16 protein-coding genes and 1 riboswitch are annotated in these 14,032 nt (G+C 68.4%); of the genes, 5 read left to right on the top strand and 11 right to left on the bottom strand.

The window, feature by feature from the left end; genetic code table 11:
• Positions 1-29 precede the first annotated feature (29 nt).
• On the bottom strand, positions 30-455 hold the full coding sequence (locus tag FDW83_RS09890) for a hypothetical protein (RefSeq protein ID WP_138137927.1): 426 nt from the start codon (positions 453-455) through the stop codon (positions 30-32).
• Between the two features lie 126 nt (positions 456-581).
• On the opposite strand from FDW83_RS09890, the gene FDW83_RS09885 reads away from it, so the two are divergent.
• Both FDW83_RS09885 and FDW83_RS09880 read left to right on the top strand, forming a co-directional pair.
• A complete protein-coding gene (locus tag FDW83_RS09885; protein WP_138137926.1) occupies positions 582-1,907 on the top strand; it encodes an MFS transporter in 1,326 nt (441 codons plus the stop codon).
• A gap of 1 nt (position 1,908) precedes the next feature.
• Positions 1,909-3,300, top strand: coding sequence for an MFS transporter (locus FDW83_RS09880; protein WP_138137925.1), 1,392 nt, complete (start codon positions 1,909-1,911; stop codon positions 3,298-3,300).
• 61 nt (positions 3,301-3,361) lie between these two features.
• Here the strand turns inward: FDW83_RS09880 and FDW83_RS09875 are convergent, their stop codons facing one another.
• The gene (locus FDW83_RS09875; RefSeq protein ID WP_138137924.1) at positions 3,362-4,168 is read right to left on the bottom strand and encodes a bifunctional 2-polyprenyl-6-hydroxyphenol methylase/3-demethylubiquinol 3-O-methyltransferase UbiG; all 807 of its coding nucleotides are present in this window, start codon (positions 4,166-4,168) and stop codon (positions 3,362-3,364) included.
• A gap of 421 nt (positions 4,169-4,589) precedes the next feature.
• On the opposite strand from FDW83_RS09875, the gene FDW83_RS09870 reads away from it, so the two are divergent.
• Positions 4,590-6,398 carry a DEAD/DEAH box helicase gene (locus tag FDW83_RS09870; RefSeq protein WP_138137923.1) on the top strand — a complete coding sequence of 603 codons (1,809 nt, stop codon included), beginning with the start codon at positions 4,590-4,592 and terminating at the stop codon, positions 6,396-6,398.
• 63 nt (positions 6,399-6,461) lie between these two features.
• Here the strand turns inward: FDW83_RS09870 and FDW83_RS09865 are convergent, their stop codons facing one another.
• From FDW83_RS09865 to FDW83_RS09835, 7 genes are all read right to left on the bottom strand, one after another.
• Positions 6,462-7,112, bottom strand: coding sequence for an MBL fold metallo-hydrolase (locus FDW83_RS09865; protein WP_138137922.1), 651 nt, complete (start codon positions 7,110-7,112; stop codon positions 6,462-6,464).
• Between the two features lie 36 nt (positions 7,113-7,148).
• Positions 7,149-8,141: an aldo/keto reductase gene (locus FDW83_RS09860; RefSeq protein WP_138137921.1), complete on the bottom strand. Its 993-nt coding sequence runs from the start codon at positions 8,139-8,141 to the stop codon at positions 7,149-7,151.
• Positions 8,142-8,178: 37 nt separating this feature from the next.
• Entirely contained in the window at positions 8,179-8,805 is a 627-nt protein-coding gene (locus FDW83_RS09855) for a nucleoside/nucleotide kinase family protein (protein ID WP_138137920.1), read from the bottom strand.
• Positions 8,806-8,916: 111 nt separating this feature from the next.
• Positions 8,917-9,300 carry a multidrug efflux SMR transporter gene (locus FDW83_RS09850; RefSeq protein WP_138137919.1) on the bottom strand — a complete coding sequence of 128 codons (384 nt, stop codon included), beginning with the start codon at positions 9,298-9,300 and terminating at the stop codon, positions 8,917-8,919.
• Positions 9,300-9,623, bottom strand: a complete 324-nt coding sequence (locus FDW83_RS09845; protein ID WP_138137918.1) for a multidrug efflux SMR transporter — start codon at positions 9,621-9,623, stop codon at positions 9,300-9,302. The genes FDW83_RS09850 and FDW83_RS09845 overlap by 1 nt, the downstream gene beginning before the upstream one ends.
• 9 nt (positions 9,624-9,632) lie before the next feature.
• Positions 9,633-9,698: riboswitch (guanidine-III (ykkC-III) riboswitch) on the bottom strand.
• Positions 9,699-9,838: 140 nt separating this feature from the next.
• A complete protein-coding gene (locus tag FDW83_RS09840; RefSeq protein ID WP_138137917.1) occupies positions 9,839-10,369 on the bottom strand; it encodes a ferritin in 531 nt (176 codons plus the stop codon).
• A 92-nt stretch (positions 10,370-10,461) separates the two neighbouring features.
• Positions 10,462-11,028, bottom strand: a complete 567-nt coding sequence (locus tag FDW83_RS09835; protein ID WP_138137916.1) for a HutD family protein — start codon at positions 11,026-11,028, stop codon at positions 10,462-10,464.
• Between the two features lie 105 nt (positions 11,029-11,133).
• On the opposite strand from FDW83_RS09835, the gene FDW83_RS09830 reads away from it, so the two are divergent.
• Entirely contained in the window at positions 11,134-11,745 is a 612-nt protein-coding gene (locus FDW83_RS09830) for a phosphoribosylanthranilate isomerase (protein ID WP_138137915.1), read from the top strand.
• Between the two features lie 95 nt (positions 11,746-11,840).
• Positions 11,841-12,242, top strand: coding sequence for a YccF domain-containing protein (locus FDW83_RS09825; protein WP_138137914.1), 402 nt, complete (start codon positions 11,841-11,843; stop codon positions 12,240-12,242).
• Between the two features lie 57 nt (positions 12,243-12,299).
• Here the strand turns inward: FDW83_RS09825 and FDW83_RS09820 are convergent, their stop codons facing one another.
• Both FDW83_RS09820 and FDW83_RS09815 read right to left on the bottom strand, forming a co-directional pair.
• Positions 12,300-13,109 carry a 2-phosphosulfolactate phosphatase gene (locus tag FDW83_RS09820; protein WP_138137913.1) on the bottom strand — a complete coding sequence of 270 codons (810 nt, stop codon included), beginning with the start codon at positions 13,107-13,109 and terminating at the stop codon, positions 12,300-12,302.
• Entirely contained in the window at positions 13,106-13,975 is an 870-nt protein-coding gene (locus FDW83_RS09815) for a DUF4031 domain-containing protein (RefSeq protein WP_138137912.1), read from the bottom strand. Before FDW83_RS09815 ends, FDW83_RS09820 begins: the two co-directional genes overlap by 4 nt.
• Between the last annotated feature and the right edge of the window lie 57 nt (positions 13,976-14,032).

Below are 14,032 nucleotides of genomic sequence, written 5' to 3'. Positions count from 1 at the left end.
GGATCCGTGGAACCACGGGGCCTTTTGCATCACCGCATCATGTAAACAAACCGGAGGGTGAAGCTCAGGCCCAGAACAAAGAAGACTGCGGTGATGCAGAGCGAGGCCAAGGACAGGCCCTTACTCTCTCCACTGCGTTTGGACTTCCGGAGACTGTAGATGCCCAGGCCCGCGGAAATGGTTCCGAAAACCATGGGCAGGCTCCAGAAGGCGAGCGGAGCCAGCCATGGATTTCGTGACGGGCCGTCATACGGGAAGGCCAGCAGCATGGCGAAGCTGGCAAAGGGTGCGGTAAAGAGGAGGCTCACGGGCGCCACAATGGCCAGCACCAGGCTGGCGATGGCTGCCGCGGTATGGCCGTTGCCCGGTGGCTCCGCCAATGCGCCTGAAGCTGCGGGCGCTGGTTCCCCGGCTGCCTCCACGGGAAGGGGCTCGGAAGAGGGTGGCATGCCCATGGCTCTCCTTGCTTTTGGGAATCTGGATGCTGTTCCAACCTAGGGACGCCGGCCGGACCGCCGGAAGGCCGGCCGGGCCCTATGTGGATAAGCCAGCCGCAGCCGTCGGCCTGCAAAAATGGGCGGGTGACGGAAGCAACAGACTCCGCAGCAGGGAAGCAGCGGCGGGCCGAAGGACATGGGCCCGATCGGAGCGGCCTTCACCAGGTGGAGACACTCGTGGACGCCGAGGCCGATGAACTGCCTGCTCCTGCGCCAACCCGGGTTGGCAGCCGGCGGCAGCTGGCGTACCTGGGCCTTTGTTTGGTCCTGATCGGGCTGAACCTGCGCACCGTCTTCTCCAGCTTCTCCGCCGTGCTCCCGGAGGTCACGTCCCAGGCGGCATTGCCGGGGTGGGCGGTAGTGGTGCTGACAACGGCGCCCGTCACGCTGCTGGGTGTGTTCGCCCCGCTGGCCCCGGTCCTGGCCCGAAGGTTTGGCGCCGAGCGGATCCTGCTGGCTGCGATGGCCGTGCTTACGGCGGGGCTGCTGCTGCGCCCGGTCGACACAGGGCTATCCGGGGCCGGCCACCTGCCTGGCCTGCTGGCCGGAACGGCAGCCTGCGGGGCGGCCATCGCCCTGTGCAACGTCCTGCTCCCGGGGCTGGTGAAGCGGGACTTTCCGCACCGCCTCGGCTTGATGGGCGGGCTGTACACCACCGCCATCTGCGCCTCGGCGGCACTCGGAGCGGGCTTCACCTACCCCGTCTTTGCTGCGACGGGGGAGTGGACCCTGGCCCTGTGGTTCTGGGCGGTGCCTGCCGCCGTCGTCCTTCTTTTGTTCCTTCCCGTGGCTGTCCGCCAGCGGACGGTAAAGCACCAGGTTGCCAGGGACGGGGTGAACGTGTGGCGCTCGGCGGTGGCGTGGCAGGTGACCATCTTTATGGTGCTGCAGGCGATGATGTCCTTCAGCGTCTTTGCCTGGCTGGCGCCCATCCTGCGGGAGCGCGGCGTGGACGGAGGCACTGCGGGGCTGATCGTCTCGGCCAGCATTGTGCTGCAAATGCTGGGTTCGCTGTTCGCGCCGGCGCTGGCAGCCCGGTTCCGGGACCAGCGCGCCATCAACACCGTTGTTGCCCTGATGACCGGAGCCGGCTTTGCCCTGTGCATTTTCGGGCCGCTGGAGCTCGTATGGGGTTGGGCCGGTTTGCTGGGCCTGGGGCAGGGGAGCCTGACCGCGGTCGCGCTCACCATGATCATGCTCCGGACCCGGGACGGGCACACGGCGGCGCATCTTTCCGGGATGATGCAGGGCGTCGGCTACGGCCTCGGCTCCACCGGGACCCTTATGGTGGGCCAGCTGCACCAGGCCACCGGATCCTTCGCCGCCGCCGGCGTCCTGTTCCTGGTGGTCGGGTCACTGGCCGCCGTCTTCGGCTACAGGGCAGGCCGCAACCGGTACGTGGGCGGCTGAGATGGCCGTGCCCGACTCCACCGTCCCGGCCACATCCCACGTTGCAGGCATCCTCCACCGGACGTATCTGTGGGTCACCATCGGCACTTGTTCCCTGGTGTTCCTTGCCGCCTTCGAGTCGCTCGCGGTGACCACCATCATGCCCCTGGTGAGCCGCGAACTGGACGGCGCAGGCCTCTACGCACTGGCCTTCGCGGGACCGTTGGCCACCGGTGTCATCGGCATGGTGGCTGCCGGCAACTGGTCCGACCGGCGCGGCCCGGCGGCACCCCTCTATGCCTCCGTCGGATTGTTCGTTGCGGGGCTGCTGATCGTCGGTACCTCGGCGTCAATGCCTCTGCTCGTCGCCGGCAGGCTGGTCCAGGGCCTGGGCGGCGGTGCCCTTACCGTTGCCTTGTATGTGCTGGTGGCCCGCGTCTTCCCGGGCGTGCTTCACCCCAAAATCTTTGCGGCGTTCTCGGCAGCCTGGGTGATCCCTTCCCTGGTGGGTCCGTTCGCGGCGGGGATCGTGGCGCAGGTCTTCAGCTGGCATTGGGTGTTCCTGGGTGTGGTGGGTTTGGTGGTCCCCGCGCTGCTGATGATCGCACCGGTGCTGCGCAGGATGCCGCAGCAGGCTTCGGCCGCTGCGGGCACCCCGTGGGCTGCCGGCCGCCTCGCCTGGGCGGTGCTCGCCGCCGTTGCGGTCCTGGCCCTGAACCTCTCAGCGCAAGTCCACACCCCTGGTGTTCCGGCGGCCACCGCAGTCCTGGCCGTCGCCGCCGTCGTGATGGCGATGGTGGCAGTCCGGCCGTTGGTTCCCCGGGGCACCCTCATGGCGCGGCCTGGACTGCCCAGCGTCATCCTGGCGCGCGGGCTGGCATCAGCCGCGTTCTTCGGCGCCGAGGTCTACCTGCCGTACCTGCTGATCGAGCAGTACGCTTTTGCACCCACCTTCGCCGGCCTCACCCTCACGGGCGGGGCGCTGGCATGGGCAGGAGCGTCCGCCGTGCAGGGCCGTCTGGGAGCCCGTCTCCCGCACCGGAGCGCGGTGTCCGTTGGTGCGCTGATGGTCCTCACCGCCGTGCTGCTGGCCCTTGCGACGTCGGCACTCCACTGGCCCGCCGCCGCCGCTATCGCTGGGTGGGTCCTCGCCGGCGGCGGCATGGGCCTGCTTTACCCGCGGCTCAGCGTCATGACCCTGGCCCTGTCCACCAAAGACAACGAAGGCTTCAACAGTTCAGCCATGTCCATCGCGGACTCGCTGGGCGGTGCGCTCGCCCTGGCCACAACCGGCATCGTCTTCGCGGCGTTTACGACGACGGCGGCATCCTTCGCCGGCGTCTTCGGCCTCGCCGCTGTGGTCGCCTTGGCCGCGGTATCCGTTGCGCCGCGGGTCACCACCCCGTCACCCTAAGTTTTTGGACAGCTGTCACGGGATAGAAGGCCGTACGTGTGCAAAAACCCGAAGGGACAGGTCAGGGGAGGCGGGTGGCGCGCAGGACAACATCCGCGATAGTGGCGTGCTGGCCCTCCGGCCCGGTCACCGGCCGCTCCCGGCTGGTCACGACTTCCAGCTGCCACTCGGGCCCGTCCAGTCCCAGCTCGCGGACCAGGTCATCGCCGGTGTAGAACATTTCCCGGTGGTGATGGTGCCCGCCGCCCCACGGGGGCAGGTGGTCCGGATGATGGCCCACCACCAGCAGCGTCCCGCCGGGTTTGACCGCGGATGCCGCCGTCCGCAGCGGCCCCTGCCAGGCGAGTTCCTCGGCATGCAGGAACTGCGAGGTCACAAGGTCGAACGATCCCTCGGGCTTCCACTCCTCCAGGTCTGCCTGCTGCCACCTGATGCGGCTGCCGATATTCCCCTCCGCCGCGTGCACACTTTCCCTCGCCCGCGCGGCCTTCTCGTGCGAGTGGGCACGCTCCAGTGCTACGGCGGAAACGTCGACGGCGGTCACCGCCCAGCCGTGCTGCGCCAGCCAGATGGCGTCGGCGCCTTCGCCGCAGCCAAGGTCCAGCGCCTTCCCGGGGTGCAATCCGCTCACCTCGCGGACCAGCTGGGGGTTGGGCTTGCCGCTCCACATCTGCGGCTTCGACCGGTACCGCTCGTCCCAGACCGACGCTGCATCGTCCCCGCGGATTCCGCTCCCGATGCCGCCGCCGGTGCCCGTGTCAGTGCTTGTGCCGATGCCGCCTGCAGAACCCCCGCCGAAGGTGCCGTTGCCGCCTGTGGTGGTGCCGTCGTCGTGCGTTCCATGGTGGTGACCCGCGTGTTCGCTCATGCCACAAGCCTGCCCTGACCCGCCTGCCAAGGCAACGCCCAAGTGAGTAGCGCGAAGTGCCGTTCTGAGTACCCAAAACGGCGCTTCGCGCTACCTGGTTGCGGGGCGGGCCCGGGACCGGACGGGCGACAGGGGCGGGCCGGGGAAAGGGTGGGGGACCGCGTGATGCTACAATGGTGGAACTTGATGTGCAGTGATGCCCGCTCGCTCCTTGATTTTGGAGTCCCTTTCCGGGGGAGTGGGCTTTTTTCATGTGAGAGGCACGTCCTGCGTCGATGAACGCGTTCCATTTGGTCCCGGCCGCCGTCCTGCAGATGGCAGCTGGCTGGTCGACCACCTGACTTTTCTTCGGCGAACCCCCTGGCCCAACCGGCGTCGGGGGCCGATATCCGCCTGGATACCGCCTGAAAGACCTTTGACTTTGACTACTTTTGCTGCCCTCGGCACGCCCAAAGCCCTTGCCGACACCCTCGCCGCCCAGGGAATCGAATCACCGTTCCCCATCCAGGTGAAGACCCTTCCCGACACGCTGGCAGGACGTGACGTCCTGGGCCGCGGCCGCACCGGCTCCGGCAAGACCATCGCCTTCGCCATCCCCTTGGTGGCCCGCCTCGCCGAGCGGGAGGCAGCCCACTTCCGAAAGCCCGGCCGCCCCATGGGCCTGGTGCTGGCACCCACCCGTGAGCTGGCCACCCAGATCAATGCCACCATCGAGCCGCTGGCCAAGGCAGCCGGGCTGAACACCACCGTGATCTACGGCGGCGTCTCCCAGGCGCGCCAGGAAAAGGCGCTGCGGGCCGGCGTCGATATCGTCATCGCCTGCCCCGGCCGCCTGGAGGACCTGATTCGCCAGCGCATCCTCACCCTGGAAACGGTGGAGATCACCGTCCTGGACGAGGCGGACCACATGGCGGACCTCGGCTTCCTGCCCGTGGTCAAGAAGCTGCTGGACATGACCCCCAAGCAGGGCCAGCGACTGCTCTTCTCCGCCACCCTGGACAACGGCGTGGACAAGCTCGTCCAGCGCTTCCTGTCCAATCCGCTCACCCACTCCGTGGACGACCCGCAGGCCGCGGTGACCACCATGGAGCACCACGTGCTGGTGGTCAACGACCAGACCGTCAAGAAGCAGCTGATCGTGGAGCTCGCCTCCGGGGCGGGCCGCCGAGTCCTCTTCATGCGGACCAAGCACCACGCCCGCAAGCTGGCCAAGACGCTGACCGACGCCGGAATCCCCGCCGTCGACCTGCATGGCAACCTTTCGCAGAACGCCCGTGACCGCAACCTGGCCGAGTTCTCCAACGGGGACGTGCGCGTCCTCGTGGCCACCGACGTCGCCGCCCGCGGGGTGCACGTGGACGACGTCGAGCTGGTGATCCACGTGGACCCGCCCACCGAGCACAAGGCGTACCTGCACCGCTCCGGCCGTACTGCGCGTGCCGGTTCCGACGGAACCGTGGTCACGCTGACCCTCCCCGAGCAGCAGACCGACGTGAAGAAGCTGATGAAGGCCGCCGGCGTGGACGTCAGCTTCGAGCGTGTGACGGCCTCCTCGCTGATCGTGGCAGAGCTGGTTGGCGAGGTTGCGGAGAAGGTGGACCCGCGCACCCGGGCCGCGCTGCTGGCCGCCAACATGCCCAAGCAGGGCGGCGGCACCTCCACCGGTGCCAACGCCGAGCGGAAGCGGGCCCGCCGCCAGGCGTCCCCCACAGCGGGCGGCCGGGGCGGACGTGGCGGCCGCGGCAAGGTTTCCGCTGAGCCGGTCCGCACCGACGTCCCCCGTGCCCAGCGCCGCGCCGCCGCCTTCGAGGGGCGCAGCGAGGCCCGCGCCGCGGCCGAGCTGGTCCGCGAGCAGAACGAGGACCGCGCGATCGCAGCTGCCGCCGCACGCCGCAATGCACGCGTCCGCGGTACCGCCGGCAATACCCACCGCAATGACGTCCCCGCAGCAGGTGGCCGCTCATCGGCCGGCCGCGGTTCCGACGGACAGCGCGGCGGACGTCCGGCCACCGGCCAGCGCGCTGCTGCCGGCACCTCAGGTGGGCGCGGCGCCCAGCGGTCCGGTGCGGGTTCCGCCACTAGCGGCGGCAGCAAGGCCGTCTGGTCCTCCACGACAGGAGGGGCTTCAAGCGGATCCTACGGCTCCGGCAACGGCGGCTCCGGCCGGGCCAAGCGCAGCGGCCCGCGCCGTGCCTCCGCTCCGGCGTCGAACGAGCGCCGCGGGCGGTAGTCCCCACTTCGGTGGTCGAGCTTGTCGAAACCGGGTTTCGGCGTGCTCAACCACCAGTGGGCGTCACCAGCCCCGCTCGCGCCATTCGCCGAGGTGCGGGCGTTCGGCGCCGAGCGTCGTGGCCTTGCCGTGGCCGGGGTGCACGACGGCGGAATCGGGGTAGGTGCCGAACAGCCGCTCCGTGACGTCGTCCAGCAGCTGGTTGAACCGCTCCGGGTCCTTTTGGGTGTTGCCCACCCCGCCCGGGAACAGCGAGTCGCCGGAGAAGATGCGGGTGAGCCCGCGGGGTTCCTCGTACACGTAGGCGATCGAGCCAGGCGTATGCCCGCGCAGGTGGACAGCCGCCAGCTCAAAGCCGTCCACGGCCACGGTGTCCCCGTGCCCGAGGCGCTGGTCCACCGGCACAGGCAACGCGTCGGCGTCGTCAATGCCTGCTGCGGTGGACGCACCCGTTGCCTCCGCCAGTTCCTTCAGCGCCCGGACGTGGTCCCAGTGCTGGTGCGTGGTGGCGATCAGGGCAAGCCTGGGCGCCGCGGACGTGTCCGCGGCGGCGTCCTGCAGCAGCCGCTGGATGGCCGGCAGGTTGTCCGCGGCGTCGATCAGCACCTGCTCGCCGCTGGCTTTCGCAGTCAGCAGGTAAACGTTGTTGTCCATCTCGCTGACGGAAATGCTGCGGATGGTCAGGGCCGGCAGGTCGTACAGAAGTGAGTCCATGGGCTTCAGTCTAGGGACGACGGTCCGCGGCTCAGGCTACTCCCGGCCCTCCGACACCCAGGTGGGATCCGCAGAGCGCGAGCCGACGACGGCGTCAGAGGCTTCGCCAAGCGCCTCCAGTTGCGCCGGGGCCAGGTGGAGGGCAAGGGCTCCCAGGTTCTCGTCAATCCGCTCCCGCTTCCGGGTTCCGGGGATGGGTACCACCGGCAGTCCCAGGCGCTGGCCCTGGGCGAGGAGCCAGGCCAGGGCTACCTGCGCGGGGGTCGCATCGAGTTTCGCGGCCACTGACCGGACGGTGTCCACCACTGCCTGGTTGGCGCTGGCTGCCTCAGGGGCAAAGCGGGGGATGCGGCGCCGGAAGTCGTTGTCACCCAGGCTGGCTGCGTCGACGGTGCCGGTGAGGAATCCGCGGCCCAGGGGTGAGTACGGCACGAAGCCCACTCCCAGGCGGGCGGCGGCGGGAACAACGTTGCGTTCCACGTCGCGGCTCCAGATGGACCACTCGCTTTGGACTGCCGCGATGGGGTGGACCGAGCAGGCCTCCTCCAGCTCCCGGGCGGTTACCTCGGACAGGCCAAGGTGGCGGACCTTGCCCTGCTGCACCAGCCCAGCCATGGCCTCCACGGCTTCCACAATCGGAACGCGGAGGTCACGGCGGTGCAGGTAGTACAGGTCGATCACGTCCGTGCCGAGCCGCTGCAGGCTCCGGTCCAAGGCCTGCCGGATATAGGGCGGATCGTTCCGGACATCCGAGTACCCCTCGCCGGGGCTTCCCACCAGTGCGAATTTGGTGGCCAGCTGCACGTCGCCCCGCCGCTCCCGCAGCAGCCGGGAAATCAGCTCCTCGTTGCTGCCTGCCCCGTAGACATCAGCGGTGTCGATGAAGCTGATGCCGGCGTCAACGGCATGGTGCAGGGTCTTGAGCGCGTCGGCCGGGTCCACCCCGCCATAGACCGGGGTGAGGGCCATGCCGCCGAAGCCGAGGGGACTGACGCTCAGGCCGTCACCCAGCATGGTGGTGGGTGCCATGGGGATCTCCTTTGTTCGGTGGGGTGGGGCGGCGGTTTCAGAGCCAGGGGATGATGCGGTCCGCGGCTGGCCGGGTAGAGCTGATCAGCCGGGCGTTGGCCTCGTCCGGTCCGGCGGCCCACGCTTCAGCCGCGGACTGGTCCATGCCGAATTGCACATGCCTGGCCACGAGCCGGCTCACCCGCAGCTGGTCCGGTGTGTCCAGGAACCACACCTCGTCCAGCTGCGCCCGGACCTCCTTCCAGGGCTCCTGCTCCGCCAACAGGTAGTTGCCTTCGGTGATGATGAGCGGAACCTCGGCGGGGACGGCGATGGACGCGGCCACGGGTTCGTCGATGGTGCGCCGGAATTCCGGGGCGTAGACCACCGGCTCGTCCCGGCGCACCAGGCGGCGGAGCAGCGAAAGGTACCCGCCGCCGTCGAACGTATCAATGGCGCCCTTCCGCTGGCGGAGCGGGGTGCCGTCGAGGATGGCGTTGCCCAGGTGGAACCCGTCCATCGGAACCACCACGGCCGCGCCCGGGCCAAACTGCTCCCGGATCCAGGCTGCGAAGGTGGATTTTCCTGAACCCGGCGGGCCCGTGATGCCCAAAATGGTTCGGCTGCCGGACGCCATCCGGGCGCGGAGGGCGGCTATCGCCTGGGTGATCTCGGGGGAGTCCATGGCAAAAGCCTAAACCGGGCACCGAACCTCCTTAGCTTTCATCCCGGATGGCGGGAGGCCGACGGCGGTTTGGCGGAAGACGCCGTAAGGCCGCCTTCGACGTGGGAAGGCTCAGCGGTGCGCAGGCTCGCGTGCCGGCCGCGGCTCCTTCTCGGGCTTTTTCTCCGCCGGCAGCGCCTTCAGCCCCGCGGCACACCCCACGATGCCCGCGATGAACAGCAGTTTCAGCAGGCTGAAGGGTTCCACGCCGGTGGCCATCGCCCAGCCGACGGTCAACGCGGCGCCGATCCCCACCCAGATGGCGTAGGCGGTGCCCAGTGGAATGGTCCGGATGGCCAGGCCCAGGCCGAGCATGCTCAGGACCGCGGTGACAACGAAAACCACGGTGGGCAGGGGCTTGCTGAAGCCATCGGACAGACCCAAGGCTGTTGCCCACACGGCTTCCAGGACAGCCGACGCCAGCAGCACCAGCCAGGGAATTGAACGGCGGAACATCACGCCACCACCTTCAAGCCCACCACGCACGCGGCGATGCCGGACAGCAGGAGCAGCCGCGCCGCCGTCGGGCGTTCCACCTTGGTGAGGATCGCATAGGCGGATGTCAGGACCACGCCCACCCCGACCCATACGGCGTAAGCGGTGCCCGTGGGGATGGACTGCATGGCGATCGCCAGGCCGGCGGTGCTGGCTGCCACGGAAACCAGGAACAGGGCGGCCGGCGCGATGCGGCGGCGGCCGGAGGCCTTGAAGGTGCGGTGCAGCGCGGCGGCCCAAACGGCCTCGAGTGCTCCCGAGAGAATCAGAATTATCCACGACATGACGAATCCTTTGGCCAGTCTTGTCGCGTTCCGGGTACTGAACCGTCGTCCGGAGGCTCGGGTTCGGAGCCTTGTTTCCAGCGTAGCAACGCCCGACGGCGGGTTGCCACGTTGGTGGCCAACCTCACCACTGGTGCCACTCTCCCAACTGGGTAGCAGTAACTGTCGTTTTCACGGCCCAAAACGGCACTTACTGCTACCCAGATGGGAGGAGCTTAGAGGGCGCCGCCGGCAGCCTCGGGGGCGCCGGCGTCCCGGCCGCCGTCGCCGACGGTTTCGCGGGCAATGAAGTTCTCGATGTCGAACAGGTTGTCCGCACGCTCGGCGATGTTGAGCAGCGTGGTCATGGACGCCACTTCCTCCACCTGCTCCTTGAGGAACCAGAGCATGAACTGCTCGCCCAGGGCGTCATTCTCGCTGCGGGCGGCGCGGAAAAGGTCCTCGATGTTCCGGGTGACATCCTTTTCCTGCTGCAGGGCCAGGGCCAGCGGCTCGGTCACGGAGGCGAAGTCATTGCGGACGGCGGGGACGCCTGGAATGGTGAAGGGGATGTCCCGGTCCAGCATGTACTGCACCATCATCATGGCGTGGTTCCGTTCCTCCACGGACTGGCGGTAGAAATACTTGGCCAGCTGGGGAAGGTCCTGGTTGGCGAACCACGTTGCAACGGCAATGTACTGCTGCGACGCCGTGAATTCGTTGGCGATCTGGGTGGACAGGAGCGAGTTGAACGTTGTTGTGGTCATAGCCCTGAGTTTAGGTACGGCGGGGGCCGGTAACCAGTGCGGAAAGGCTGTGCTTGGCAAGGCAAGCGAGGCTGGCCTGTCCCGTTCCGGAACTAGTCCTCCACGGGATCGATGGAGACCACGGCCAGGAAACCCCGACCCAATACCTCCGGGGTGGTGTCATCCGAACCGACAACGGCGTCATAGCGTGCAAGCGCTTCCTGGCCACTGGCGTCGTCTGAAACCGTAACCTGCCCCTGCAAAAAGACCCCTAACTGGCCGGCCCACAACGGATGGGCGCGTTTTTTCGACAGTTCGATGACGGACGTGTAGGCCTTGTACGCGCCGGCCCTGGTGATCACGTTGAGGTACCGGATATCGCCCGTGGGGAGCCTGGCAGCCGTGGCCGCACCGCCGTCGAACCGGAAAGGCCGGTGCTTTTCCACGGGACGTTCGGCTCCCTCGATGGTGAGCAGCAGGAGGTCGCCTTCCACCACCGTCAGGAGCCGCTCCATCCCGGGGAAACACGAAAAGTCCCCGGCCCTGGTGACGTCCGCGATGCTCACGCGCCAGTCCCAGCCGGAGCCGTCCGCGGAGGCGCGGCCGGCCACCTGGCGGGTGGCTCCGCCGCCGTTGCGCCACGGCTCTGCCGGAAGGTCTGCGAAGCGGATGATCTGCATCAGCCCAGCCTAGTTCCCCGTAACCCCTCACCCGTCGCGGGATAGGCCGGTGCCTGCTAATCTCCTCCGGGGGGTCAACACGAAAACAGCCTGAAGGAGCCGGGAATGTTCGTCAAAGTGTGTGGTCTGAGCACGCCCGATTCGGTCCGTGAAGCGGTGGAATCCGGAGCGGACGCCGTAGGTTTTGTCCTCACCGCCAGTCCCCGGGTGGTCACGCCCAACCAAGTCTCCGCGCTCCTGGCGGACGTCCCGGACAGGGTTTCCCCCATTGGCGTGTTCCGCCACGAGCCGGTGGCAGACGCCGTAGCGATAGCCCGCGCGGCGGGGCTGGAGTGGATCCAGTTGCACGGCAGCCGCTCGCGGGAGGACGTGGCCACCGTGCACGATGCCGGCATGAAGTTGATCAGGGCCGTCACCATGGGTTCCCCGCGGGAAGAGTTCGAGGACTGGGGTGAGGACCTGCTCCTGATCGATGCAGCCGTGCCGGGCTCCGGGGAGGACTGGGATTACGCCTCGATGGCGGACGTGCTGGAACTCCAGGGCCGCCACTGGCTGCTGGCCGGCGGGCTTAACCCCGATAACGTGGCCAACGCGTCCGTGATGGCCCACGCTTGGGGTGTCGATGTTTCCTCCGGCGTGGAGGCCTCCCGCGGCGTCAAGGACCTGGCGAAGATCCGCGCATTCGTGCATGCCGCGAAGTCTCGCGCCACGGCCTGACAGAAGAGGCCCCGCCGGCAGGTACCCGCGGCTCAGGGTCCGTTCAGGGGATTCCCCGACCGTTATTGTCGGACCCCTGAAGGGACAATGGGTGGATGAAGACGCTGCTCAACATCATCTGGCTGGTTTTCGGCGGGTTCTGGCTCGCCCTCGGTTACTCCGTGGCCGGTGTGATCTGCTGCCTGCTCATCATCACCATCCCGTGGGGCATCGCCTCGTTCCGGATTGCCGCCTATACGCTCTGGCCCTTTGGCCGCACGGTGGTGGACAAGCCGGGAGGGACGGGCGTCTTCCCGCTGCTGGGCAACGTGATCTGGCTGCTCGTTGCCGGGATCTGGATCGCCATCGGCCACGTGGTAACGGCCTTCGCCATGGCCGTCACCATCATCGGCATCCCGCTGGCCATCGCCAACCTCAAGCTCATCCCGGTGTCCCTGATGCCGCTGGGCAAGAAGATTGTGCCCACCAGCGCGCCGTTCGTGTCCGTGTACCGCTGACCGGCAGACCGCCGCTCCAAATTCGTGTCCGCCCGCCGAAGGCAATGACGTGAAACGTCAGCGGGGGCTGAACGCTCCGTTCACCAGGATGGCCACGGAATCGCTGTCGTCCAGTTCAGCGGCGATGTCCACGTCCTCCGCGTAGCCCCCACCGGCAAGCTCCTGCCCGCTGGAACAGCCGTGCAGCATCCCGCGCAGGCGCGGCTCCGCGGCCTCGAAGACCGCCGCTGCCGCAACCGCCTCCGGGGAGTAGCCGTGCCGGCCGTCCTCCGCCTCATAGCCGCCCTTCCCCGCAGCCATCAGCCCGGCAATGAACGCGCCGGCCCCGATCTGGTCCTCCACGGCAGGGCGAAGGTTCCCGTCCGGCCAGCGTTCACCGGCCGCCACAACGGCGACCACCGCGTCGTCGGCAAGGTTGGCTGCCGCCCACTCTGCCGTGGCTGCCGCATTGCGCAGGCACACTGCGGCCACCAGCGGCACCTCGCCGGCCAGCACGTGGCACAAAGCGGAGCCGTTTGGAGAGGGGAGCACCACCCGGTCCAGGGACTCCGCGGCACGCAGGCTTGCAGGAGAGAGGCTCAGCCCGCCACCGTCGCGGGGACCGGCCAGCTCTGCCCCGTGCCGTGCGGCGAACTCCTCGGCGCTGGTGTCCTTCCACGAGTAGGGAAACACCTCGGCTCCGCGGTCAAGGGCGACGCTGACGCACGTGCTGAAGGAAAGGACGTCCACCACCACCGCAAGGTCCGCCCTGGGAGCCACCGTCAGGGCGCCGTCGAGCCCCCACTCCAGCCGGACCGTGTAGGGAAGCTGCCAGTGCGCAGCGCTCGCGGAATGCACGTGCACGTTCTTGGACAGGGGGACGTTCATGCCAGCTCCCCCAGCAGGTTTCGGTGCGCGGCGTCCTGCCACAGTTCCTTTGCCCGCCCGGTGTGGAAGAGCGGGGTGAGGTCCAGCAGGCGGCGTACGACGGCGGCGCGTCCGGCTGCGAAGTCGGCGTCACCCACGTGCGCATAATCCTGGCGGACGGCGGAAAGGTAGCGGGCGTATTCGTCCGGGTCCCCGCCAAGGACGGAGAGGTCGGCGTCGCAGAGGAGGGCGCCGTCGCCGTCCCCTTCGTCGGGACGGTGGTGGCTCGTCAGCCGGACAAGCCGCGTCACCTCAGCCACGTCCCCCGGTGGCAGTCCGGCGGCATGCAGGCGGTCCTCCGCAAGCCGGGCTGACTCCTCCTCATCCTGCCCCGGGATTCCCTGGTAGACGGCATCATGGAACCAGGCCGCCAGGAGCACGGTCCGGGGCGGGTCCGCCGGTTCGGTGAGCAGGTCCAGGGATTCGAGCACGGAGAGCAGGTGGGTGCAGCCGTGGTAGCGCCGGTGCGGCTCCGCCCAGCGGTCCAGGAGTTCGAGGAAAAGGGCGTCGTGGCCGGGCATGATGGCTTCCCACCGCAGCTGCAGCGGCACCTTGAGCGCCTTGTTGCGCTGCCGTGCAGGGATGCGGAGGCCGCTGGCGATGAGCTTCCGGACCAGCATGCGGGCTTCGACGGGAACGGCGCCCGCTGCCACCAGTTCCTCGACCCGGCGCTCCGGCACGTCGTAGTGGTCGCCGTCGAAGGCCCGCTCCGGGATCCCCTGCGCGGCCGCAAAGGCGTGCAGCTCTTCCCGCGAGGTGTCCGAAACCAGATGGGAAAAATGCGTTCCGTGCGCAGGCCATAAAGGCGGGTCGATGTAAATGGCCATGGAGGAAGTGTAGTGCTGCACATGCATAGCCGGCGGCGCCACCAATAAACAGTCACA

Origin of the sequence: Pseudarthrobacter sp. NamE2, assembly GCF_005796205.1 — a bacterium.
Taxonomy (GTDB): domain Bacteria; phylum Actinomycetota; class Actinomycetes; order Actinomycetales; family Micrococcaceae; genus Arthrobacter.
Note: the sequence above shows the minus strand (reverse complement) of the source record. Positions and strands in the feature narration are given on the sequence as shown.